We start from the raw sequence: 22,628 nt of genomic DNA, 5'->3' as shown, positions 1-22,628 counted from the left end.
ATGAGTAAAGCGCTGGTTACCGGCATGGGGATTATCTCTGCAATTGGAGAGAACCTGAAAGACAACCATGCCAGTTTGCGCAATGCCCGAACCGGAATAGGCAAAGCCTCTCATTTCGACTCTCACTATGCCGCCACATTGCCTTTTGGTGAATGCCGTATCAGCAACGACAAGTTAAAGGAGGGCTTGGGTTTGGAAGACTGCACCGATTACACCCGAACGTGCCTGCTCGCAAATAAAGCTTTCTCAGAGGCAATACTCGATGCCGGCCTTACTCCGGACCAGGTGTCGTCTTACAAGACTGCACTCATCTCGGCAAGCACGGTTGGGGGAATGTGCCTGACCGATCAGCTCTATGAGGATGCAAATCTCCGTTCGGCAGGATCTCCTTATCTGGAAGCCTACGGCTGTTCGGCACATAGCCTTAAGCTGGTTAGACGCTATAAAATGCAGGGTTTTACAGATACAATCAATACTGCTTGTTCATCTTCTGCAAATGCGATCATGATGGGAGCGCGACTGATCAGAACCGGCCGGGCAAAAAGGGCCATCGTGGGAGGAGTGGATAGTCTGGCCAAATACACGGTCAATGGATTTAATGCATTAAAAATTCTTTCAGAATCGGTTTGCCGACCTTTTGATCAAAACAGGAACGGGCTCAATCTGGGTGAAGGTGCTGGTTATCTGGTGCTCGAAGCGGAGGAACTTGTAAAGGATAAGAAAGTGTATGCAGAGGTTTCCGGTTACGGAAATGCAAATGACGCCTATCATCCTTCGGCTATGTCTGACGATGCGATCGGGGCGATCCGATCTATGCGGGAAGCAGTTGAGTCTGCCAGAATTGATTTTGAGGAAATTGGTTATGTAAATGCGCACGGCACCGGTACTCAAAATAACGACGAAGTGGAGTTTTATGGATTAACCCATTTATTCGCAGATATGCCACCTTATAGTTCTACGAAATCCTTTACCGGGCACACGCTTGGGGCTGCGGGTGCCATAGAAGCGATTTTCAGTATTTTAAGTATTGTCCATTCGGAATTATATCCAAGCCTGAACCTCCGGACGCCGATCGGCACACCGGATAAGGCGCCGGTATCTGGCTTTTCAGAAAACAGGAAAATCGGCTATGCCCTTTCCAATTCGTTTGGCTTTGGCGGGAATTGCACCTCACTGGTTTTCGGGGCCGTAAACTAATCTTCCTGCATGAGTTCTGCGAGAATTTTTTGTGCTGCTACCGAAATGATGGTTCCGGGCCCAAATATACCCTTCACACCAGCATCATAGAGAAACTGGTAATCCTGGGGCGGGATCACTCCGCCGGCAACCACCATGATATCATCTCTCCCCAGGTTTTTTAGTTCCGCGATCAATTCCGGGATCAGGGTTTTATGGCCTGCAGCGAGGCTGGAGGCACCAACAACATGGACATCATTCTCAGCAGCCTGCCTGGCTACTTCCGCCGGCGTTTGAAAGAGCGGGCCGATGTCGACATCAAATCCGAGGTCGGCAAAACTTGTGGCAATAACCTTCGCGCCGCGATCGTGACCATCCTGGCCCATTTTGGCAACCAGTATGCGCGGGCGTCGACCTTCCAGCTCTGTAAACTGATCGGACATCTGCATGGCGAGACGGAAATTTTCGTCATCGGAAGCCTCGGCCTGGTACACGCCCGACACCGAGCGAATGGTTGATTTATAACGCCCGAATTCCTTTTCCATAGCATCTGAAATTTCTCCTAAAGTAGCCCTTTTACGTGCCGCAACCACCGCAAGTGCCAGCAAATTGCTGCTCATGTCCTTGCCGCCGGCCTGGCGGCACGCCGCTGTGATTGCTACAAGCGCCTTGCCAACTTCCTCAGGGTTTCTTTCCTGTTTAATTCGCCTAAGAGCCTTAATTTGCGCAATCCTCACCGTCTGATTGTCGATGTCGCGGAGGTCGATGGGTTCGGGATTCTCCATCTTGAAACGATTGATACCCACAATGACATCTTTTCCTGAGTCTATCCGGGCTTGTTTCCTGGCTGCGGCTTCTTCAATCCGCATCTTTGGCAAACCAGTTTCAATTGCTTTTGTCATTCCCCCCAGCAGCTCAACCTCTTCAATGAGCTGCCAAGCCTTTTCGGTCAGTTCTTTTGTCAGGTATTCGACGTAATAAGAACCACCCCAAGGGTCTACAGCATGGCAGAGGTCTGTTTCATGCTGAATAAACAACTGGGTGTTTCTGGCAATCCTGGCGGAGAAATCCGTAGGCAACGCCATCGCTTCGTCCAGCGAATTGGTATGCAACGATTGTGTATGCCCCATGACCGCCGCCATCGCTTCGATGGTTGTTCTTGCCACATTGTTGAACGGGTCCTGCTCCGTCAGGCTATAACCGCTGGTTTGGCAATGGGTACGGAGCGCAAGCGATTTTTCATTGACAGGATCAAATTGTTTGACAATTTTAGCCCACAGCAGGCGCCCTGCCCTCATTTTAGCAATCTCCATAAAATGGCTCATCCCGATTCCCCAAAAAAAAGACAGCCGAGGCGCAAATTCATCGATCGGAATACCGGCCCTAAGTCCGGTGCGGATATATTCGAGCCCGTCGGCGAGCGTATATGCCAGCTCAATGTGTGCAGGGGCGCCAGCTTCATGCATATGGTAACCGCTGATGCTGATGGAATTGAATTTGGGCATGTGCAGGGAAGTGTAGGCGAAAATATCCCCGACAATACGCATAGAAGGTCCGGGAGGATAGATATAAGTGTTCCTGACCATGAATTCTTTCAGGATATCATTCTGGATGGTACCGGATAATTGTTCGGGTCGGACGCCCTGTTCTTCCGCTGCTACAATGAAGAAAGCCATTATGGGTATCACAGCACCGTTCATGGTCATAGATACCGACATTTGATCCAGCGGGATTTGGTCAAAGAGGATTTTCATATCCTCGATCGTATCAATGGCAACGCCAGCCTTGCCTACATCTCCGGTTACCCTGGGGTGGTCCGAATCGTAACCTCTGTGTGTCGCAAGGTCGAAAGCTATTGAGAGTCCTTTTTGGCCAGCCGCAAGGTTGCTCTTGTAAAAAGTATTAGACTCAGCCGCTGTCGAAAATCCCGCATATTGACGGATAGTCCATGGGCGTTCCAGATACATACTTGCATAAGGCCCCCGGAGGAACGGGGCCACGCCCGCGCCGAAATGGAGGTGCTCCGCTTCTTTGATATCTTCCTGGGTAAAATTCGGTTTCAGTCTGATCCCCTCGGCGGTTTGTGAAGGTTTTGCCTGCGGGTAACCGGGTTGGGTTTCAGCCCGGTCGGCCTTGATTGGGGTGTTTTTGAAGTCAGGTTTCATAAGCCGGGATATCTTTGTTCAAAGCAGGCCTGAAGGTTCTTGTCTTGCAAAAGCAATGGGTTATCGGCCAGCACGGAAGTGGTCCGCAAGCCAGAAGCCTTTCCGTTTTCAGTAAACCGGTTTACACCCACAAATACCTGTCCACTCGCAAGCAGTTCAATTTTCTTGTTCAATGAATTTGTGAGCATTTCCCGGACAATTCCATTTTTGAAACAGTTGACAAGCCCACCTTTTTCTTCCAGATCAAGAAACATGTCCCACGCCGCATTGGCCAGTCCGGCGGACATACTCTCCAGCAGGTAAGATCCGGCAGCCGGGTCCGCAACGGATCCAAGGCCGCTTTCATACTTCAATAGGGAAGAGGTGTTGCGGGCGATGCGTTCGGCAAAATCGTTCCGAAGTTCGGAATCCGCATGGAATTGTGAAACGGTAAGCGCATTGCAGCCGCCAACAACGGCACTCATTGCTTCCGACGACGACCTGACCATATTCGTATGGGACGATGCCTCTGAATGGTAAAATGCCGAGCCCTGGGCATGAATATAAGGGTGACACAACTCTTCTGGCAATGCGTATGCGCTCGTGATTTTCCCCAATAAAAACCGCAAAGCCCTTAATTTGGCAATTTCGGTGAGGTATTGCGTCCCGATTGACACCGAAAAAAGCATTCTGTTAAAGGCGATCAATGGCGAAATGCCCGCGTCTGTCAGGAAATCCATACAGGTGGCTGTTGCTGCCACTGCCAAAGCGAGTTCCTCTACGGGATTTGCACCATTATTGTGGTAAATATGCGTTTCAACCATTAATGGCCTGAACTCCCGCATGTTTTTGGTACGGCTAAATAGGTTTGCTGCTGCATCGAACCCTCCGCCGAATTCCCTGCCGGTTCGCATCCAGTGGGCAATCGGGTCAAAAAAGATTCCACCTTTCAGATAGTAACCGGCATTTTTTGATATCAGTGTAAATAAATCGGCAGAATTCTCGGCAGTTTGAAAGAAAACCGGTGTGTCGCTCAAACGAATTCCGTGAAGCAACTTTGGGAAATCACATTGCGCAAGGTTGGATCTGCCCAAGTTAATGATCGCAGCATCCGCACCGCTGCTTAAAGCATTTCTGCAAGATAAATTGGTTGAAACAGGATCCGAAAAAGTGATAACGGGCATGTTAAGCCAGCCAGGTATTTTCTTCTGGTAAGCCTGCATTTCTGATACCTTTTCAGTATCAAGATCCTCCGCCGTACAGTAGGGATCTGTATACAATCCCGAGCCTACTTCCCAGCTGGCAACTGAACTGAATTTTTCTTTCAGCTCTCTCGACGCTTGTTTTTTCCAAGCGCCTTTGTCCATTGGACCGAATTCTGAAAACAAAGTAGTTGGCATTTTTTCAGTTAAGCAGGATAAATAGGATATGCGGAGTAAGAGCAAAGCTACAAATTTGAAACAATAATTTTCAGGCTACGGGGAGGTGTATCCGCGAACAAAGTGCTACAAGATAATTCAACTGTTTTTAGTTTAGCGTTTGGAGAAACATGCCATTGATGTTAAATTGAACCCTGGTTCAAAGTTGCGAGACCAGGTATTTTTATATCTTTGCCGTCCCTAAAATTATAAAGCATAGAGTTTGGTAAGCTATACATTGGAAAGAACGAACGCATATAAAGAAGTCGACCAGATTTGGGATGCCTGCCTGCGAGTGATCCAGCAGCACATCCCGGAGGAGAGTTTTAGAACGTGGTTTGAACCTATCCGGCCGTTAAAGCTTTACGGTAAAGTACTTACGATTCAAGTGCCTAGTCAGTTTTTTTATGAGTGGCTCGAAGACAATTACGTAAACCTTCTCCGAAAAGCGCTCGATTATGCGATTGGCCGTGATGGTATGCTGGAATATTCCATCATTGTAGACACAGGCAATGAGAAGCACCAGCCGCTGACCATGAATGTTTCTACCCAGAAATCACCCAATTATTCCAAGCCGGACAATTTCGTGACGGATCCCAGGCTAGGCTCCAATCATAAGGACAAAGACCAGGATTCCATGAACCTGGATACTTACCTGAACCCCAATTATTCATTTGACAATTTTATCGAAGGTGATTGTAACAGGCTGGCCCGATCGGCTGGCTTTGCTGTTGCGCAGCGCCCGGGACTTACCTCTTTTAATCCGTTGATGATGTACGGAGGGGTGGGATTGGGGAAAACGCATTTGGTGCAGGCCATCGGGAATTACATTATGAACCACTACCAGAACAAGCTGGTGCTATATGTATCTTCCGAGAAATTCACCAACCAGTTTATCAATTCGATTAAAAATAACACGCTGCAGGATTTCACGGACTTTTATATGAAAGTGGACGTACTTGCGATCGATGACGTCCAGTTTCTTTCCGGTAAAGAAAAGACGCAGGACACCTTCTTTCATATTTTCAATCATCTGCATCAGCTGGGAAAGCAGATCATCATGACGAGCGACCGCCCTCCGAGGGAATTGCAGGGATTGCAAGACCGCCTGTTGTCTCGTTTTAAATGGGGACTGACAGCAGATTTGCAGGCTCCTGACTTTGAAACCCGTATCGCCATCATCCAGAAAAAGATACAGTCCGAAGGTATTTTCATAGATTATGACGTAATAGAATATATCGCGCATAGTGTCAACTCCAATGTGCGTGAACTGGAAGGTGTGATCGTTTCCCTGATGGCGCAAGCTTCGCTAACGAGAAGGGAAATTGACGTTGAGCTGGCAAAAAATACCTTGCGCAACATTGTAATGAATGAGAGTAAGGAAGTAACGATCGACACCATTCAGGAAGTGATTGCCGACTACTTTCAGGTGACTATTGCCGACCTTAAAAGCAAAAGCCGTAAAAAGGAGGTTGTATATCCCCGCCAACTTGCGATGTTTCTGGCCAAAGAGTATACCGACCTTCCGTTAAAATCCATCGGGTACCATTTTGGGGGCCGCGACCATAGTACCGTGATCCATTCCATTCAAAGTGTAAACCTGTTGATGGGCGAAAGTCCGGACGTGGAGGAAACTTTACAAAAGCTTAGAAGTTACTTTAAATAGACGCAGACGTCTAAGTATCAGGTAAAACTATTTTCGTCCTGATACTGCATTTTGAAACCTGCCCTCATTCCCAGATCCAAAATCCGGAACCTTGCCTGGAACAAGCTTATCGAGCGATCTGAACAATCCGTCATTTATGGGTTTACTTATTATTTGGATCTCGTATGCAGAGATTGGAAGGCGCTGGTTTGGCCGTCACGGTACGATTACCGGATTGTAATGCCATTGCCGGTCCGCAGGAAAGTAGGCAAGCTGATCGTTTATCAGCCGTTGTTTTGCCAATACTTGGGTATTTTTTCGAAAGCGCGGCTTACTGCCGAGGAGGCTGAGGTGTTCCTGAAAACCCTTTCAGCTCATTTTTCGTATATATCCGCATATCATTTCAATCCCGAAAATTACACATTGCTCATGAACATCCGAACTCGGTTCAGTGACGTTATTTTTTCCAAGCAGATTACGCACTGGTTGGATCTGGACAGGGATTACGATACACTACACCATAGTTACTCAGCGGATCGCCGCGTTAACCTGAAAAGAAGCAGAAAGGTCGGTTGGAAAATTATAAAAAGTAGGAATATTCATCCCCTGATTTATCTTTTTGTTCAAAATCACGCTTTGTGCATCGAAGGTGGCGTAGATCGTGAGGCTTACGAAACATTGGAGTCGCTTTTTCTGAACATGTGGATGCTAAATAGAGCGGAATTATGGTATGCTCAAAAAGAGGGGACTATCCACGCAGGGATTATAATTGTAAAACATGCCGGTAGGGCAATTTATTTATTCAATGCCGCGGACCCGATGGGCAGAAAAGGAAATGCAAGAACATTTCTATTGGACCAATTCTTCAATACTGAGGCGCAAGATTTACAGATATTTGATTTTGAAAGTCCGGACATTGACAGCATATCCACTTTTTACAGGAGCTTTGGAGCGAAGGAGGTCCCCTATGTAAAGATCAGCAGGAACCGGCTCTGGCAGCCATTTCGACAGCTGCAAAATTTCCGAAAAAGACTTGCCATTAAAACCAGATAAGGTCTTTTCGCAGTCCCTTATACGATTTAAGGTCCATTTCGAGTGAGCCTATCATAAGTTCGACCTCTGCTTTCAACGGGATTTTATTGGAGTCATCGGAAACCCATAAACGCATGGCACCCTCGCCTTTGAAAAATTTGTTATCAGGAATTAAGGGGTTGATGCGCAGTACACGGGTTTTCCCGAATTTGGTTTTGATTACATCTTTGCCAACGTATCTAACCCTTAATTTATAAACTTCACCATCAAAGAAAGTGGGTACCTCGATGATTTCACCTTCCGAGACCTTATCGAAATTGACCGTTCTCAAAAAGAAATAGCCGCTGATGATATCGTGGATGTTGTTGGGTACATTGAAGGTTTTTGTTTCGTCTTTTACGCTTGAAATGGCCTGATCTTTACTATGGTTAAAATAGATTTTCTCCTCCTTACGATACCTGTTTTCCTGGATTTGACGCTCAAACAGATGCGGCAGGATCGCTGAAGTGTCGATATACGATCGCCATGTATCCCGTACTTTGGAGATCAAGTCAAACGCACCCACCGTTCTGCCTGTCACATTTACCCGGAAACAAGGCCTGCTATTAATCGTTGATACAGATTTGGAAACTTCCACTTTTGCCTCGGCGGCGTTGATAAAACCATAATGTACCCGATATTCAACCCTTTCTCCTGTGCCAAAACTGTTATTGGGTATAACCCTGTTTTGCTCGAATTTTTCTTCGAACTGGCGGAAAGATAGTAAAAACAGTAAAGTTAAAATGCCTAGTAAGAGGTACGATTTCTTCATGCTAAAAAGGAATTACATAGAGGGGTATTTCGTCTTCAGGTAAGCCAGATATTTTTTTAAATCCCCTCCAAACTTATTTTCAAACGCTTCAAGAAACATATTTTGCTTCGATTTATAAGTCAGGTAGCTGATAAAATAGGCATTGTTAGGTAAATGGTCTCCTGAAAGCCCGGTTTTGGTTTTAAACGTACGTTTGCCTGACAGAAGTGTATCAGCATCGTTAAGTATGTTAAATATCATCGCTCTTTTTAAGGAATCTTTCCTTTTGTCCGGCGACATGTCACTTCCAAATGTTTTATAAAGACTGTCCAGCTTCACTGCGCCTCTTAGCATGTGACCGGAATAGGCATCATTGTATTTTTTTGAATATTGGTATGTACGTAATTGGGGCGAGTCCAGACCATACTTGTATTTCAAAAATCGGATAGCCCCCTGATCCCCGACAAAACTGGCCAGGTTTTCATTCAGCTCGAGGTTATTTTTCACAAAAAGCGTACCATGCGTAAGTTCGTGCAGGATCAGGTTGGCCAGGCTTCCATCCTTTCTTTTTAACATACTGGACAGGATCGGATCTTTAAAATAGCCTAATGTCGACCAGGCCGATACATCCCCTATATCCGTGTCCAGCCCTTGTTTGATCAATTCTTTTTCCTCGGCAACAGCCCTGGTAGAATCGAAAAATCCTTTGTAGGGGAAAGTCCCTACAATTGGAAAATGCCATTTGTGAGGCTCGATCTTGTACCTCTCGGAAGCCGTAATGAGCCAGATCAGTGGCTTTCCGTGCTGGTCGTAAAAGGTAGTGTAGTTTTTTGAAGGGGTGAGGCCCAGGGAATCGACCCCGAATTTTTTTATTTCCTGAATAAGCCGGATCCTCGCTTTAAGGGTATCAGGGAAAGATGGGTTTTTCAAAACATCTTCCACATCTTCAACATTGGTGAGGATACCGATTTGCCCCTTCGCCTGCATCAATCCGTAACTGAGGACTTCACGATAATAGATGATCAATATAAGAAATGCCGCCAAAAAACCTAAAAACCATTTTCTACGCACAGGACAAAGGAAATATATGGATGAATTGTGATTCCTGACAAATTTAGGCAAATCAACCTATTTTGGGCAGGTCAAACAAATAGAATTGACTGATCGTAACCGTATAGTAACTTAACGGTAAATTAATACGCCTGGGTAGGCGAGATAGGTATATTTGTATCCTTATGTACACTTATTACCTTCCCGCCTAACATGAAATTGAACTTGCTTAAACCTATAACGCTAGGTTACTTACTACTCCCCAATCTGATCTTTTTCTTGTACTGGACGGCACCTGCAATCGCGACAATGGGTATTATGGTTCTGGCTGTGGCATTTGCAAGCAGTATTAAGTCGGAAGAGTCAAATGAGGCGATGATTTTGTCAAAGCAGGATTTATTTTTGCTGGCCGGCGTAGCTTTTCTTCTGACATTTGTTTCCGGTATCATTGGCCTATCTTATCAGACTTTCGATCACTGGTGCCACAATACAAAGTTTTACGAGCTTTTCAAATACCCATGGCCTATTCGAATCCCTTCAACCGGGCCTGTAATTTCCTATTATTACGGTTATTATGTAGTACCTGCACTCGTGTCCAAATGGTTGGGGAGTATTAGCGAAACCTTTATTTTTATTTGGACTGCGCTTGGATTCTTTCTGGGATTGGCGTGGATTTACATCGTGCTGAATAAGAAAATCCTCTACACTTTGCTGGCTACGGCCGTTGGCGATACCCCTCACGTAATCAAAACGGTATTTTATAAATTCACCCACGTCTGGTATCAAATGGGTGATTTTGGGATTGAATCCTGGTCCAATTTTGAGAATTTGTTGTGGGTTCCCAATCAGGTAATACCTACACTTATTGTGGGCGGCATTTTTGTTTATCTCTTGAAAAACCAACTTCCCGTTGAGCATATTGTTTTTCCTGTGGCGCTCACTTTCTGGTGGGCAGTTTTTCCTGCATTTACATCTGGACTGCTGGCCGCCGTACTGATTGTCAGGAAGTGGGTGCAATTAAGATTCAGATTGGATTGGGCGTTTACAGTTCAAATTGTCGCTATTCCTTTTTTGACTTGTTTGCCGGTCCTCATTTTCTTCCTATCCCACCAAGAGGCGCCCATATCAGGGTTTATTTGGCAATTCCCTGACCATTTGCCCAGCCGGTTGATTGAATACCTTGTCAACATCGGGATCAATCTGGTGCTGTTTTTTTTATTTTACCAGTATTCGAGAAACTGGACTTCCTTTATCCTGGACCCTTTCCCATTCTATTTGATCATGGCGTTCTTCATGCTCTTTCCCATGTATCGGATAGGAAAGGTAAACGATTTCTTATTTCGGGGAATGATGCCGTATCTCTTAATCATTGGCGTATACCTGTTTTATCCGCTGGCATATAATTCCTGGATAACCCTCTTGAATCAAGTAAGGAAATCGTTTTTTGTTGTGATCTGTTTGATTTTGTTGATTTCCTGTTCGTTTATTGCGATCGGACGAGTTGGGAGGTCTATCAGAACGAATACGATAACAAAAAGCTTATTTTCGAATAAAGTCGCATTTGAGCCGATCCCCTATGATACCTACCCCAATATTTACGAGGTATTAAAGGATCGATGGTCACAACGGGAAGCGGATCAGTATCTTGGAAAGAGTGACTCGTTTTATGAGATGATAATGGCGCCGCAAAGACCGATTGATAAGTAAAAATAGCCGGTTAAAAATTCATTTTAGCAATATGCGTAAACATACCAACCCCGTTGTCCTTTATTAAAACAGGTACAAAATCGGCTTGCAATTACGGGCGAAATTCGATATTTTTACAACTCAGTAAAGACCCATTTTGAGCGGTTTTTGTGACGCAAAAGCCGCTTTTTTATGTACAAACTAAATATTTTGTTACCATTTTATGGCACAACCAAACACAGATAAAGACAACAAACTAAAAGCACTTCAGACCACGCTTGAAAAGCTTGACAAAGCTTATGGAAAAGGGACTGTTATGCGCTTGAGCGACAGTAAGGTTTTGGATATACCGGTTATTTCTACCGGTTCATTAGGGCTTGATCTTGCATTAGGCGTTGGTGGAGTACCTCGCGGCAGGGTTGTGGAAATATATGGGCCGGAATCTTCCGGTAAAACCACATTGTCCATGCATTGTATCGCCGAGGCTCAGAAGAAGGGTGGGTTAGCTGCTTTTATTGATGCGGAGCATGCTTTTGACAGGTCTTATGCTGAAAAACTGGGTATTGATACGAGTAACTTATTGATCTCCCAGCCAGACAGCGGCGAGCAGGCGCTGGAGATCGCCGAGCACCTGATTAGTAGTGGCGCGGTAGATATCATTGTGATCGACTCCGTTGCAGCGTTGGTCCCAAGGGCTGAACTTGAAGGGGAAATGGGCGACAGTAAAATGGGCTTACAGGCACGGTTGATGTCGCAGGCTCTTCGCAAACTGACCGGGGTGATCAACAAGACCGGATGCTGCTGCATTTTTATCAACCAGCTTCGCGAGAAAATCGGTGTGATGTTCGGAAACCCTGAAACGACTACAGGTGGTAATGCACTTAAATATTATGCTTCGGTACGTCTTGATATCCGTCGGGTAGGTCAGATCAAAGAAAGTGCAGATGCAATCCTTGGCAACCGTACCCGTGTGAAAGTTGTGAAGAACAAGGTCGCGCCACCTTTCAAAGTGGTTGAATTTGATATCATGTACGGAGAAGGGATTTCAAAAGTTGGAGAGATCATCGACTTGGCTGTAGAACTCGATATTGTTAAGAAAGCCGGATCATGGTTCAGTTACGGAGGAAACCGCCTTGGGCAAGGCCGGGATGCTGTAAAGGCCCTGATAAAAGACAATCCAGAGTTGATGGAAGAACTTGAATCGAAAATTCGTGGAAAGGTCAATAACGACCCCGATTCTTTGATTGACACCAGCGAGCCGAACGTAGTGGATGAAGGTGCTCCATTATAAACCGTAATAAATATAAAGAAAATGCCCTGCTTGAAACAGGGCATTTTCTTTTGGATTCTATTTAAAACGGCTTGCGATCGTCGTCGTCTTCAAAATCATAGTCCTCATCGCCGGGGCCGGAGAACATACTGCTAACAAGATCTTGAAATTTCATCCCCAAATCCAGCGATTGCTTTCCGATCAGCGAAAACTCAGCCATTCCATGTAATGCAAATTCCATCATAAACAGCTTTTCCTCTGCGTCGGAATAAGCACTGAGCATATCAACGAAGTCGTCCAGACCATCAATGGTTTTCAATCTCGCCATATACTCACGGTCGGTCATGTCACCTGGCATTTCCATTTCGTTACCTGCACCAAACCATTCGATCACCTTCGCATAAGGATTGATTTTGCTTTTTTTGCTCTTTTCGGGGTCCGGAAAGAAATGAAGGAATTGTGTACGGATTGCCTTACCAATCAAATTCTGGGCGACAATCACCGGACCTTCAACTTCACCCTCATATACAAGTTCCACCTTTCCGCAGATGGCCGAAACAACACCGTAAAGATCAGAAATCCGCACGTAGGTACCGTGTTCCCCATTGATCAGCGCCCTTCTTTCGGCGGTGCTTAGAAGACTCTCATAGGCCGAAATAGTCAAACGTGCCGAAACACCACTTTTGCTGTCCACATATTCGCTTTCCCGCGCTTCAAATGCGATTTGCTCAATCAGTGTTTTAGCCAACTCGTTGATTTTCACCAAATCCTTTTGCTCTGGTTTAACAACGGCTTCCTGCTCGGTTATTTTTTTTCCGATTTCGATGGTTTTGGGATAGTGTGTAACGATCTGACTTTCAATCCGGTCTTTCAGCGGTGTAACAATGCTTCCGCGATTAGTGTAATCCTCCGGATTGGCAGTAAAAACAAACTGAATATCCAAAGGCAGTCTCAACTTGAACCCCCGGATTTGTATGTCACCTTCCTGAAGAATATTGAACAGTGCAACCTGAATGCGGGCCTGCAAGTCGGGTAATTCATTGATAACAAAGATACCCCTGTGCGAACGCGGGATTAGTCCAAAGTGGATTACCCTTTCATCGGAATAAGGGAGTTTCAACGTCGCAGCTTTAATTGGATCGACATCCCCGATGAGATCCGCAACTGAAACGTCGGGAGTAGCTAATTTTTCTGTATACCGCTCATCACGGTGCAGCCATGCAATTTTGGTATGATCGCCATATTCGCTAATCGCGTCCTTTGAAAATCGGGATAAAGGCGCTAAGGGGTCATCATGCAGTTCGGAATTTTCGATGTAAGGAATGTATTCGTCGAGCAAACCCACCATCATTCTCGCGATACGTGTTTTTGCCTGTCCACGTAACCCAAGGAAGTTGATGTTATGCATGGAAAGAATAGCACGTTCCACATCGGGGATGACGGTTTCCTCATATCCCCATATTCCTGGAAAAATATGCTCTTTGCTCCTGATTTTGGCGATCAGGTTATCCCGTAACTCCTGTTTGATGGAGCGCGATTGGTAACCTGCCTTTTTTAAATCGCCGAGCGTATGGATTGTTACTAGTTCGGAACTGCTAAGTTGTGAGTAATTCATGTATTCTTGGATCGATTAACGCGCGTACGCAACTGAACGCATCTCCCGGATCACAGTAATCTTGATCTGACCGGGATATTGCATTTCTTTTTCAATTTTTTGGGAAATATCAAATGACAACATACCAGCCTTTTCGTCCGAAACATTATCTGCATCAATAATCACACGCAATTCACGACCTGCCTGAATCGCATAGCACTTTTCAACACCTTCAAACGACAGGGCCATATTTTCAAGATCGCGCAGGCGTTGAATGTATGATTCCATCATTTCGCGACGTGCTCCCGGGCGTGAACCTGATATTGCGTCACATACCTGGATGATTGGTGAGAGGATGCTTGTCATCTCTATCTCATCGTGGTGAGCTCCTATCGCGTTACATACTTCGGGGTTCTCCTTGTATTTTTTTGCAAGCTCCATTCCCAGGATAGCGTGAGGAAGGTCCGACTCTTCCGGCCAAACTTTTCCAATATCGTGCAGCAACCCAGCCCTTTTAGCCAGCTTGGTGTTAAGTCCTAATTCGGAGGCCATCGTGGCGCAAAGCTTAGCTACCTCGCGTGAGTGCTGGAGTAAATTCTGTCCGTAAGAAGACCGGAAACGCATGCGGCCGATCATTTTCACCAGTTCGGGATGCAAACCGTGGATACCCATATCGATGACTGTCCTTTCGCCGATCTCCACAATTTCATCGTCAATGTTTTTCCGCGTTTTGGCTACCACTTCCTCAATTCTCGCTGGGTGAATCCTTCCATCCTGAACAAGTCGGTGGAGTGAAAGTCTGGCAATTTCTCTTCTTACAGGATCAAAACCAGAAATTACAATAGCCTCAGGGGTGTCGTCTACAATAATTTCAACCCCCGTAGCAGCTTCCAAAGCACGTATGTTTCGCCCCTCGCGACCAATTATTTTTCCTTTGATGTCATCGTTTTCGATATTGAAAACAGACACGCAGTTTTCAATCGCATGCTCCGCGGCTGTGCGCTGTATGGTCTCAATCACGATTTTCTTAGCTTCTTTGGTGGCGGTTAGCCGGGCCTCCTCCATTGCACTTTTCACATATGACCCGGCCCTGGTATCGGCCTCTGCCTTGAGTGCATCGATCAACTGGTCGCGGGCCTGATCGGCAGTAAGGTTAGCTATTTTTTCAAGCTGGGCAACCTGTTGCTGCAGGGACTTCTCCGCTTCCTCGCGCCGCTTCGTGGCAGTTTCGAGCTGCTGGTTTAAGTTGTTTTTAAGCGTTTCCAGTTCGTTCTCGCGGCGCTTGTTCTGTTCCATTGTCTGGTTGAGGCTTTGCTCACGCTGTTTCAGCTTTTGTTCGTTGGTCTGAAGAATGCTCCGTTTTTTATTCGCATCCTCTTCGAATTCAGATTTTAAACGCAGGTATTTTTCCTTCGCTTCAAGTATTCTATCTTTTTTAATGTTTTCAGCGGCACTTTCAGCATTGCGAAGAATTTCGGCAGCCCGCTCCTGGGCTTCTTTCTCTTTTTGATCGAAAGATCTCTTGAAGATGTATTTGCCTGCGAAAATACCTACGCCTACGGCAATGATATCAGACAGGACTACGATGAAAAACAAAGAATTTGACATTTCAATGAATGGTTATATATAGTTGGTTTTACCAAACTACACCCGCGTCAAAATGCCGAAAATGAAGAAATTGAAAGAATATGAAGAAGATGTTGTAAAATTAAAGGCCTGGTGTATAGTTGCTTAGCTTTCGATTGCGCTGGTAATGGTCTCGTCCAGTTTTTCGACTCTATTCTTAAAAGCCATGATCACATTGTTCATTTGCTCCTGGTTCCTTTGCAATGCTACCAAGCACTCAATGGAAGTAAGTGCAATCGCTTCGATATCACCGTATACTTTACCTCTTAATTTATGCTGTTGCACGCGCTGCAGGAAAACCTCGTACCCGTCCCTGTAAAATTTCTCCTGATCCGCCGGAACGCTCAGTTTGAAACCTCTGTCCAGCAGTTTTATAAAGACAGAAACATCAGGGTTAGGTATTTTACTTTTTGTCATAAGGTATCTTCAAGCAACTCTATGCACTTATCAATCTCTTGTATATATCTTTCAACTGAATCTTTCAACTCGGCAATTCCGCTTGTTGGTGTCAGTTTACTAGTGACAATTTTAGCGAAACTTTTGGACTTATTAAAGTCTTTTTCCAAAGTGGCATGTTTTTTCTTCAATTCTTTTGCTTCTTCCTTAAGCTTGATATTGGCCAGTCGGAGCTCTGCATTTTCGCGTAACAGCTCTGAATTTGTCCAACTTAGCTTCTCTTTTGTGTTGATCAGGATCTCGAGCTTTTTCTCAAGGTCGGATAGCTTATGTTCAATAATGCGTTCAATGCTCCTTTCCATTTTCGAACCTTAAAATTTCCGTCAAAGCAAAAAAATATAGTCTAAATCATTTTCTGATCAAAGCTTCAAATTCACGCTCATACGCCGAAATCAATCGTTGCATGGATTTGTCGATTACCTTATCCGTAAGTGTCTGCTGGTCGTCTTGTAAAATGAAACTGACCGAATAGGATTTTTTTCCTTCCAGGTTGGCTCCTTCGTACACATCAAATACATTTACAGACTTCAGAAGCTGGCGTTCGGTTTTGTATGCAATCTGCCGTAATTCCTCAAAAGTGATTTTCTTGTCCACAACCACAGACAAATCTCTGCGTACCTCAGGAAATTTAGGTACTTCTTTATAGTCCACAGCTGAACTGTATTGGCGAAGCAGGTATTCCCAATCGAAATCGGCATAAAAGACCGGCACCTTGATGTCCAGTTTTTTAGTAATCGTATTGGCTAGCTGGCCAAATGAAACAATCGGCTTGCGATTGACCAGAAGAGTGAGCCCGAATTTGAAAATGGTTTTGTCCGCCTCCTGCCTCTCAACTTCCTTGGTTTTAAGGGACGTAAGCACTTGGTTCACAAACGCAGCGAGGTCATGAAACACCACTTCACGCGACTTTTCGAACCAGCTTTCATGTTGAAAATTGCCTGTCAAAAAAACGGATAGTCGTTCCTTCTCAACATATTTTTCATTGATTTCGTGGTATGTCTTTCCGAATTCAAATAGTTTGAGATCTCGCTGTCTGCGGTTGCTGTTATAAGCCACCACTTCCAATCCCGAGAAAATCAGCGTCTGACGCATAACCGAAAGGTCTTCGCTCAGGTAATTAAGGATTTTGACGGGACTGCCCGGCAAGCTTTCGCTTAATGAAACCTGATATTCTGGTTTGGTCAGCGAATTATTGATCATTTCATTGAAGCCATTTGCTACAAGCAACTCGGATACGCGCAATCTCAGTTTTTCCGGATCATTTACCGGGAAATCGGACAGGAAATCGGAGCTCATCGCATCGGACAATTCGACTTGACCAAAACCGTAAATACGGAGAATTTCTTCAATTACATCAGCTTCACGCTGTACATCGACCCGGTAAGGAGGAACAATTGCGGTAAAAGTGGTTTCGGTTTCTTCCTCGATAAGAATATCCAGTCCGGCAAGAATATTTTTTATCAATTCCTTATCAAGAGACTTGCCAATGAGCCTGTTGATATTGTGGTATTTCATGGCTACCCTGAAATGCTGCACCGGGTTTGGGTAAATGTCCGTTATTTCTGAGGATATTACTCCACCAGCGACTTCCTGAATAAGCAAGGACGCTCTTTTCAGGGCAAATACAGGCATATTGGGGTCGGTACCACGTTCAAAGCGGAAAGAGGAATCGGTTTTCAACCCAAAACGTTGAGCGGTTTTGCGCACCCAAATGGGTGAAAAATAAGCCGATTCCAGAAATATGGAAGTTGTTGAACTGGTAACTCCCGATGTTAAGCCACCAAAAACGCCGGCAATACACATCGGTTCGGGGTTTCCATCAATGCCTTCATTACAAATCATCAGGTCGCCGTCAGATATCTTTCTTTCAACACCGTCCAGCGTCACGAAAGGGGTATCTGAAGGAACGGTTGTGACAACGACTTTTTTTCCGAGAATTTTATCCACATCGAAGGCATGCATGGGCTGGCCCAATTCGTGGCATATATAATTGGTAACATCGACAATGTTATTGATGGAACGAATACCAATGGTTGCCAGACGTTGTTTTAGCCAGGCTGGTGATTCGGCTACCGTCAGTCCTGAAATAGTCAGGCCCGCATATCTGGGACAAGCCTCTTCGTTTCTGACTTCGATCTGAACAGGCAAAATTTGATTGGAAACCGAAAATTGCTCCACCGAAGGCAGGCTGATCGGACGATTTAGAACTGCCCTCAAATCGCGGGCGACGCCATAATGTGAGGCGGCATCGGCCCGGTTAGGGGTAAGTCCGATTTCTATCAGATAATCAGAGGAAGTGCCAAAATATGTACTAGCCGGGGTGCCGTTGGGTAAATCGGTATCCAGAACTAAAATGCCATCGTGGGAAGTGCCAAGTCCAAGTTCGTCTTCAGCACAAATCATTCCTTCCGATACCGCCCCTCTTATTTTTGATCTTTTGAGAACCAGTGGCTGGTCGCTGCCTGTCGGATGAAGTACGGCGCCAACCGTTGCAACGATCACTTTTTGTCCGGCTGCAACATTGGGTGCACCGCAGACAATTTGAAGGGGTTCGGGAAGGCCTACATCGACGGTCGTATTTTTAAGGCGGTCAGCTTCCGGATGTTTTTCGCAGGCAAGCACTTCACCGATCACGACACCATTCAATCCTCCTTTAATCGATTCGATCTCTTCTATTCCTTCGACTTCCAAACCGGTAGCCGTCAATAATTTACCGATATCTTCGGGTGTTTCTGTAATTTCAATTAAGTCTTTAAGCCACTTGTAAGAGATCTTCATGCGAATGCTTTAAAAGTTTAAAGACAGACAATCACCTAGTCTGTCTTTTCTACAAAATTAATGATTTAAAATTTGACCGGCATTTGTAAGCACATAATACCCGTGACTTTTTATGCCCATGTATCTGTGATCCGGCTATTTGTGAACAGCGCCCTCGGTTAATTCGCCCGCACGGATTGCGACGGTCAGTTTGTTTTCGGCAGGAGGTACCGGGCAGGCATAAGTAGCCTGATAAACGCAATATGGGTTATACGCCTTGTTGAAATCCAGGATAATGATATTGTTCTTGATTTCAGCTACAGGGTAATCCAAATAGCGCCCGCCGCCATAAGTTTCCTTGCCACTGGTTTCGTCTTTGAAAAGCACGGAAATAATACTTTCATTTTTAAGCAGCAGCAGCTTTTGAGGTTCGCCTTGGACGGTGAAATTGGCATAACCATATTTCTCGTATTTCTCAGAAGTGCCGTCTGTGTATTTCACTACCACTTCCTTATCGTCCTTCATATAAGGAGAAATGTTGGCCTTTACCCGAAATGACAGGTCCGGCTCGAAGTAATGCAACCCGTGAAATGTTTCTTTATCGGCGATAGGAGAGTCGTCTGCCGTTTTGAATTGCTCGTCTTTTGCCGCACGCTGTTCCAGGATTCTCGCTTTGTATTGTGCGGGATTGGTAATCAGTTCCTGATCCGACAGGCCAGCACCATTACCTGAAAAATTTTCTACAATAAAATAGGCCAGAATGGCAATCAGCATGGCGATCGTACTGTAACGGATCACTTTGTTTTTAAACATAACCGGAGTAATAATTGTAAAGAGTCTGCAAACTTACATCGAAAGACAGCTTTGAAAAAGTATAGGATGTTTATTTACTTTTTTATGATAATTTTGAATCTTCGCATCCGGCGTTTTAGCGATGTTGATCGAAATATCCCTAAATTGACCTTGCAAATCATTCAACACAATACCTGACCCATCGTATGTCATACACAAAGCGAGTACTCATTGCCGAAGACAGTTCTGTTATTCAAAATCTGGCAAGGAAGATTCTGGAATTTCAACACTATGAAATTACTTCTGTCAAAAATGGAGAACAAGTTTTGCAACTCCTTGAAAAAGAAGATTTTGATATCATTTTGCTGGATATCAATATGCCTGTGATGGACGGAATGGAGTGTGCAAGAAGCATTCGTAAATTGCCGAACGAGAAAAAGGCCAAAACGCCGATCGTTGCCATCACCGGCAATGCAAAAAATTACTCGGAAGAAGATTTTAAACAAGCAGGATTTGACGATGCGTTGATGAAGCCTTTGAATTTTGACCGTCTGGTTGAAGTGGTGGCGCATTTGACAGAATAAACCTGATGAGGATTACATTTTTAGGAACCGGCACTTCGCAGGGTATACCCGTTATTGCCTGCGAATGTGCCGTTTGTCGTTCTACTGACTTACATAACAAGCGTTTAAGGACTTCCGTCTGGATTCAGGCACAGGGCAAATCTTTTGTCATAGATACCGGTCCCGATTTCAGGCAGCAAATGCTCCGGGCAAATGTAAAAGACCTGGATGCTGCTATTTTCACCCACCAGCATAAGGACCATACCGCCGGATTGGACGATATCAGGGCCTACAATCATCTCCGGCAAAAGGATATGCCGCTGTACGGGCGGTTGGAAGTACTCAATCAGATCCGCAATGAGTTTGCTTATGCTTTTTCGGAAAAACGATATCCCGGGGTGCCCTCATTTGAACTTCATCCCGTGGAAAACGAGCCGTTTGAGGTGGATGGCGTGCGGTTTATACCCATAGAAGTAATGCATCATAAGCTCGCTGTTTATGGTTACCGGATTAGAGATTTTACATACATTACAGATGCCAATTATGTTTCAGAGCAGGAGCAGGAAAAAATAAAAGGGTCCAGCGTGCTTGTATTGGACACGCTACAAAAAGAACCGCACTTATCGCATTTTACACTTGCTCAGGCACTGGACCTGATTGACAAGCTGAACGTTCCGAGGGCCTATCTAACCCACATCAGCCATAAGCTCGGTCTGCATGCCGAAATTGAAAGCGAACTCCCGCCGCATGTACATCTGGCGTACGACGGCCTGGTTTTGGAGTTATAATTTCAATCCTGTCAGCCTTCGTTGACCCACCGCATCATCAGGGCGGTAAGGTAACCTCCATAAGTACCTATTGCATAGCCCAGAATTGCCAATAAAACACCCACAGGCGCGAGTGACGGGTGAAAAGCCCCTGCTACCACAGAAGCCGAAGCAGAACCGCCAACATTGGCCTGGCTTCCTACCGCTAAAAAGAAAAACGGGATTTTTAGCCACTTGCAGACCGCAATCAAAATAATGCCGTGAACCGAGATCCAGATTAGGCCTATGGCGAAAAGACCTGGGTTGCCGGCCACCGCACCCAAATCCATCTGCATCCCAATCGTCGCAACCAATACATATAAAAATACAGAACCAAGTTTCGAGGCGCCAATATGTTCTAATTTCCTGGCCGGTGTCAGGGAGAGCATTATCCCAATCAGGGTGGCTATGGAAATGACCCAAAAGAATGTTGATGTCAGGCTGTATTTTGCAAGAAACGGATAGTTTTCAGAAAGATAAGGTGTAATGATTTCGGCCAGTCCGTGAGCCATCCCGGTAGCCCCAAAGCCGGCGGCCGCAAGAAAAATATAATCCCTTACTACTGGGATTCTTTCATTTCCTGTTTGCTCGGCATCCAGATGTTCTTTAACCTGGCCGACCTGATCACTATCTGCCCCGAAAAATTTGTCAATTTTCGCGGACATTCCAGCTCCGTAGATTAGTACCGCCATCCAGAGCTCCGCAATAAGAACATCCACGGCGACCATCTGGGAAAATAGCTGGTCGCTCGGCTGAAATACTTCTTTTAAGGCGGTTTGATTAGCCCCGCCGCCAATCCAGCTTCCTGCTATTGTGGCAAGGCCCCTCCACACCGCATCAGCTCCCTGCCCCGCCACTGTCTGAGGGCTTATACTTCCTACAATCCACAACGCGATCGGACCGCCCAGCATAATGCCTACTGTTCCCACAAGCATAGCGATGAGCGCCTTCGGACCGAGTTTAGCAAGGGATTTCCAATCCATTCCAATGGTGAAAAGTACAAGGCATGCAGGAAGGAAATATTTTGAAACAACGGGGTAAAGTTGAGAAGAACCGCCGTTGACGATGCCCGTCGAATTAAGCAAGCCCGGAATAAAGTAGCAAAGCAGTAATGGCGGAATAACATTATAAAATCGTTTCCATATATTGCCGGGAAGGGATGACGTGTAAAAAACCACTGCAAGGATCAGCATCAGGATACCCAGTACTACGGCGTCGTTTGAAATCATTTAATTGCAAAAAGAGGAATTAACGGATCTAAAAATAGTCTTGTTTTTACTAACTTCATAACCGGATCATCAGCAAAGAGATCATGTTTGTCTGCCGGCTATTCAAAAACACCTCTGGCCAAAAAGCTGGGCTTTAAAGAAGGGTACAAGATTGCATTGGTTGGTGAACCTGGGCATTATCTTGATTTATTTTCTGATCTGCCGCCCGGCATGTCCTTTTGCAAACTGGATGGGACTAAAAAGAACCTGGTACATTATTTTGCCTCAAGCGCTGATCACCTTGAACGGGACTTGCTGCTATTGCGCAATGAGATTTTCGCCGATGGCATCATCTGGATATCCTGGCCCAAAAAGGCCTCCAAAGTTCAAACCGACGTAAATGAAGATTTAATCCGGAAACTGGCTTTAGCTAACGGGCTGGTCGACGTCAAGGTTTGTGCTGTCGACGAAGTTTGGTCAGGACTTAAATTAGTAATCCCATTAAAATTGAGAGACGGCCTATTCTGTTAAGACGTTGACTGCGAATCTCGTGGGTTGTTTAAACGAAATTTTTGAGGTATTTTACGCCCTACAATATTCACCTGAAATTTAGCA

At 45.3% G+C, this 22,628-nt stretch carries 19 protein-coding genes; 8 read left to right on the top strand and 11 right to left on the bottom strand.

From position 1 onward, the window contains the following. Positions 1-1,197 (top strand): beta-ketoacyl-[acyl-carrier-protein] synthase family protein, encoded by a 1,197-nt coding sequence (locus AC1XUF_RS05615; protein ID WP_483340687.1) that lies wholly within the window; start codon positions 1-3, stop codon positions 1,195-1,197. Here AC1XUF_RS05615 and scpA read toward each other — a convergent pair. Beyond that, on the bottom strand, positions 1,194-3,341 hold the full coding sequence (gene scpA, locus AC1XUF_RS05610) for a methylmalonyl-CoA mutase (RefSeq protein ID WP_483340686.1): 2,148 nt from the start codon (positions 3,339-3,341) through the stop codon (positions 1,194-1,196). The two genes, AC1XUF_RS05615 and scpA, sit on opposite strands and share 4 nt — an antisense overlap. Next, positions 3,338-4,720 carry a methylmalonyl-CoA mutase family protein gene (locus AC1XUF_RS05605; RefSeq protein ID WP_483340685.1) on the bottom strand — a complete coding sequence of 461 codons (1,383 nt, stop codon included), beginning with the start codon at positions 4,718-4,720 and terminating at the stop codon, positions 3,338-3,340. The genes scpA and AC1XUF_RS05605 overlap by 4 nt, the downstream gene beginning before the upstream one ends. A gap of 256 nt (positions 4,721-4,976) precedes the next feature. Here AC1XUF_RS05605 and dnaA point away from each other — a divergent pair, with 256 nt between their 5' ends. Together dnaA and AC1XUF_RS05595 are read left to right on the top strand one after the other, a co-directional pair. Continuing rightward, positions 4,977-6,404, top strand: a complete 1,428-nt coding sequence (dnaA, locus tag AC1XUF_RS05600) for a chromosomal replication initiator protein DnaA (protein WP_483340684.1) — start codon at positions 4,977-4,979, stop codon at positions 6,402-6,404. A 51-nt stretch (positions 6,405-6,455) separates the two neighbouring features. Then, positions 6,456-7,436 carry a GNAT family N-acetyltransferase gene (locus tag AC1XUF_RS05595; protein ID WP_483340683.1) on the top strand — a complete coding sequence of 327 codons (981 nt, stop codon included), beginning with the start codon at positions 6,456-6,458 and terminating at the stop codon, positions 7,434-7,436. On the opposite strand, the gene AC1XUF_RS05590 is transcribed toward AC1XUF_RS05595, so the two are convergent. After that, complete coding sequence (locus AC1XUF_RS05590) at positions 7,423-8,226, bottom strand: DUF3108 domain-containing protein (RefSeq protein WP_483340682.1); 804 nt, start codon at positions 8,224-8,226, stop codon at positions 7,423-7,425. The genes AC1XUF_RS05595 and AC1XUF_RS05590 overlap by 14 nt on opposite strands. 12 nt (positions 8,227-8,238) lie before the next feature. Beyond that, positions 8,239-9,249 carry an aminopeptidase gene (locus AC1XUF_RS05585; RefSeq protein ID WP_483340681.1) on the bottom strand — a complete coding sequence of 337 codons (1,011 nt, stop codon included), beginning with the start codon at positions 9,247-9,249 and terminating at the stop codon, positions 8,239-8,241. Between the two features lie 219 nt (positions 9,250-9,468). Here AC1XUF_RS05585 and AC1XUF_RS05580 point away from each other — a divergent pair, with 219 nt between their 5' ends. Both AC1XUF_RS05580 and recA read left to right on the top strand, forming a co-directional pair. Continuing rightward, positions 9,469-10,962: a hypothetical protein gene (locus AC1XUF_RS05580; RefSeq protein WP_483340680.1), complete on the top strand. Its 1,494-nt coding sequence runs from the start codon at positions 9,469-9,471 to the stop codon at positions 10,960-10,962. Positions 10,963-11,164: 202 nt separating this feature from the next. Further along, positions 11,165-12,232, top strand: a complete 1,068-nt coding sequence (recA, locus tag AC1XUF_RS05575) for a recombinase RecA (protein ID WP_483340679.1) — start codon at positions 11,165-11,167, stop codon at positions 12,230-12,232. A 61-nt stretch (positions 12,233-12,293) separates the two neighbouring features. On the opposite strand, the gene AC1XUF_RS05570 is transcribed toward recA, so the two are convergent. From AC1XUF_RS05570 to AC1XUF_RS05545, 6 genes are all read right to left on the bottom strand, one after another. Beyond that, complete coding sequence (locus AC1XUF_RS05570) at positions 12,294-13,826, bottom strand: P-loop NTPase family protein (protein ID WP_483340678.1); 1,533 nt, start codon at positions 13,824-13,826, stop codon at positions 12,294-12,296. Positions 13,827-13,841: 15 nt separating this feature from the next. Continuing rightward, positions 13,842-15,413 (bottom strand): ribonuclease Y, encoded by a 1,572-nt coding sequence (rny, locus tag AC1XUF_RS05565; RefSeq protein WP_483340677.1) that lies wholly within the window; start codon positions 15,411-15,413, stop codon positions 13,842-13,844. 123 nt (positions 15,414-15,536) lie between these two features. Next, on the bottom strand, positions 15,537-15,848 hold the full coding sequence (gene zapA, locus AC1XUF_RS05560) for a cell division protein ZapA (RefSeq protein ID WP_483340676.1): 312 nt from the start codon (positions 15,846-15,848) through the stop codon (positions 15,537-15,539). Further along, positions 15,845-16,189 (bottom strand): hypothetical protein, encoded by a 345-nt coding sequence (locus tag AC1XUF_RS05555; RefSeq protein ID WP_483340675.1) that lies wholly within the window; start codon positions 16,187-16,189, stop codon positions 15,845-15,847. The genes zapA and AC1XUF_RS05555 overlap by 4 nt, the downstream gene beginning before the upstream one ends. Positions 16,190-16,235: 46 nt before the next feature. Beyond that, on the bottom strand, positions 16,236-18,665 hold the full coding sequence (pheT, locus tag AC1XUF_RS05550) for a phenylalanine--tRNA ligase subunit beta (RefSeq protein ID WP_483340674.1): 2,430 nt from the start codon (positions 18,663-18,665) through the stop codon (positions 16,236-16,238). Between the two features lie 135 nt (positions 18,666-18,800). Then, a complete protein-coding gene (locus AC1XUF_RS05545) occupies positions 18,801-19,457 on the bottom strand; it encodes a DUF1684 domain-containing protein (RefSeq protein ID WP_483340673.1) in 657 nt (218 codons plus the stop codon). Positions 19,458-19,642: 185 nt separating this feature from the next. On the opposite strand from AC1XUF_RS05545, the gene AC1XUF_RS05540 reads away from it, so the two are divergent. Both AC1XUF_RS05540 and AC1XUF_RS05535 read left to right on the top strand, forming a co-directional pair. Next, positions 19,643-20,020 (top strand): response regulator, encoded by a 378-nt coding sequence (locus AC1XUF_RS05540; RefSeq protein ID WP_082215385.1) that lies wholly within the window; start codon positions 19,643-19,645, stop codon positions 20,018-20,020. Between the two features lie 5 nt (positions 20,021-20,025). Next, positions 20,026-20,787 (top strand): MBL fold metallo-hydrolase, encoded by a 762-nt coding sequence (locus tag AC1XUF_RS05535; RefSeq protein WP_483340672.1) that lies wholly within the window; start codon positions 20,026-20,028, stop codon positions 20,785-20,787. Between the two features lie 11 nt (positions 20,788-20,798). Here the strand turns inward: AC1XUF_RS05535 and AC1XUF_RS05530 are convergent, their stop codons facing one another. Continuing rightward, positions 20,799-22,034: a DUF819 family protein gene (locus tag AC1XUF_RS05530; RefSeq protein WP_483340671.1), complete on the bottom strand. Its 1,236-nt coding sequence runs from the start codon at positions 22,032-22,034 to the stop codon at positions 20,799-20,801. A gap of 87 nt (positions 22,035-22,121) precedes the next feature. On the opposite strand from AC1XUF_RS05530, the gene AC1XUF_RS05525 reads away from it, so the two are divergent. Beyond that, positions 22,122-22,544, top strand: a complete 423-nt coding sequence (locus AC1XUF_RS05525) for a DUF3052 domain-containing protein (RefSeq protein ID WP_483340670.1) — start codon at positions 22,122-22,124, stop codon at positions 22,542-22,544. The last annotated feature ends 84 nt before the right edge of the window (positions 22,545-22,628 follow it).

The sequence above is a fragment of the Dyadobacter sp. HNCC25DJ185 genome (assembly GCF_056895195.1).
The sequence above is the reverse complement of the archived record's forward strand: the minus strand, read 5'-3'. Positions and strand labels throughout refer to the sequence as shown.

Coding starts and splice junctions, on each gene's coding strand:
- recA (WP_483340679.1), top strand. CDS start 11,165: ATGGCACAACCAAACACAGATAAAGACAACAAACTAAAAGCACTTCAG.
- AC1XUF_RS05570 (WP_483340678.1), bottom strand. CDS start 13,826: ATGAATTACTCACAACTTAGCAGTTCCGAACTAGTAACAATCCATACG.
- pheT (WP_483340674.1), bottom strand. CDS start 18,665: ATGAAGATCTCTTACAAGTGGCTTAAAGACTTAATTGAAATTACAGAA.
- scpA (WP_483340686.1), bottom strand. CDS start 3,341: ATGAAACCTGACTTCAAAAACACCCCAATCAAGGCCGACCGGGCTGAA.
- AC1XUF_RS05555 (WP_483340675.1), bottom strand. CDS start 16,189: ATGGAAAGGAGCATTGAACGCATTATTGAACATAAGCTATCCGACCTT.
- AC1XUF_RS05540 (WP_082215385.1), top strand. CDS start 19,643: ATGTCATACACAAAGCGAGTACTCATTGCCGAAGACAGTTCTGTTATT.
- AC1XUF_RS05615 (WP_483340687.1), top strand. CDS start 1: ATGAGTAAAGCGCTGGTTACCGGCATGGGGATTATCTCTGCAATTGGA.
- AC1XUF_RS05605 (WP_483340685.1), bottom strand. CDS start 4,720: ATGCCAACTACTTTGTTTTCAGAATTCGGTCCAATGGACAAAGGCGCT.
- zapA (WP_483340676.1), bottom strand. CDS start 15,848: ATGACAAAAAGTAAAATACCTAACCCTGATGTTTCTGTCTTTATAAAA.
- AC1XUF_RS05580 (WP_483340680.1), top strand. CDS start 9,469: ATGAAATTGAACTTGCTTAAACCTATAACGCTAGGTTACTTACTACTC.
- AC1XUF_RS05590 (WP_483340682.1), bottom strand. CDS start 8,226: ATGAAGAAATCGTACCTCTTACTAGGCATTTTAACTTTACTGTTTTTA.
- AC1XUF_RS05530 (WP_483340671.1), bottom strand. CDS start 22,034: ATGATTTCAAACGACGCCGTAGTACTGGGTATCCTGATGCTGATCCTT.
- rny (WP_483340677.1), bottom strand. CDS start 15,413: ATGTCAAATTCTTTGTTTTTCATCGTAGTCCTGTCTGATATCATTGCC.
- AC1XUF_RS05535 (WP_483340672.1), top strand. CDS start 20,026: ATGAGGATTACATTTTTAGGAACCGGCACTTCGCAGGGTATACCCGTT.
- AC1XUF_RS05545 (WP_483340673.1), bottom strand. CDS start 19,457: ATGTTTAAAAACAAAGTGATCCGTTACAGTACGATCGCCATGCTGATT.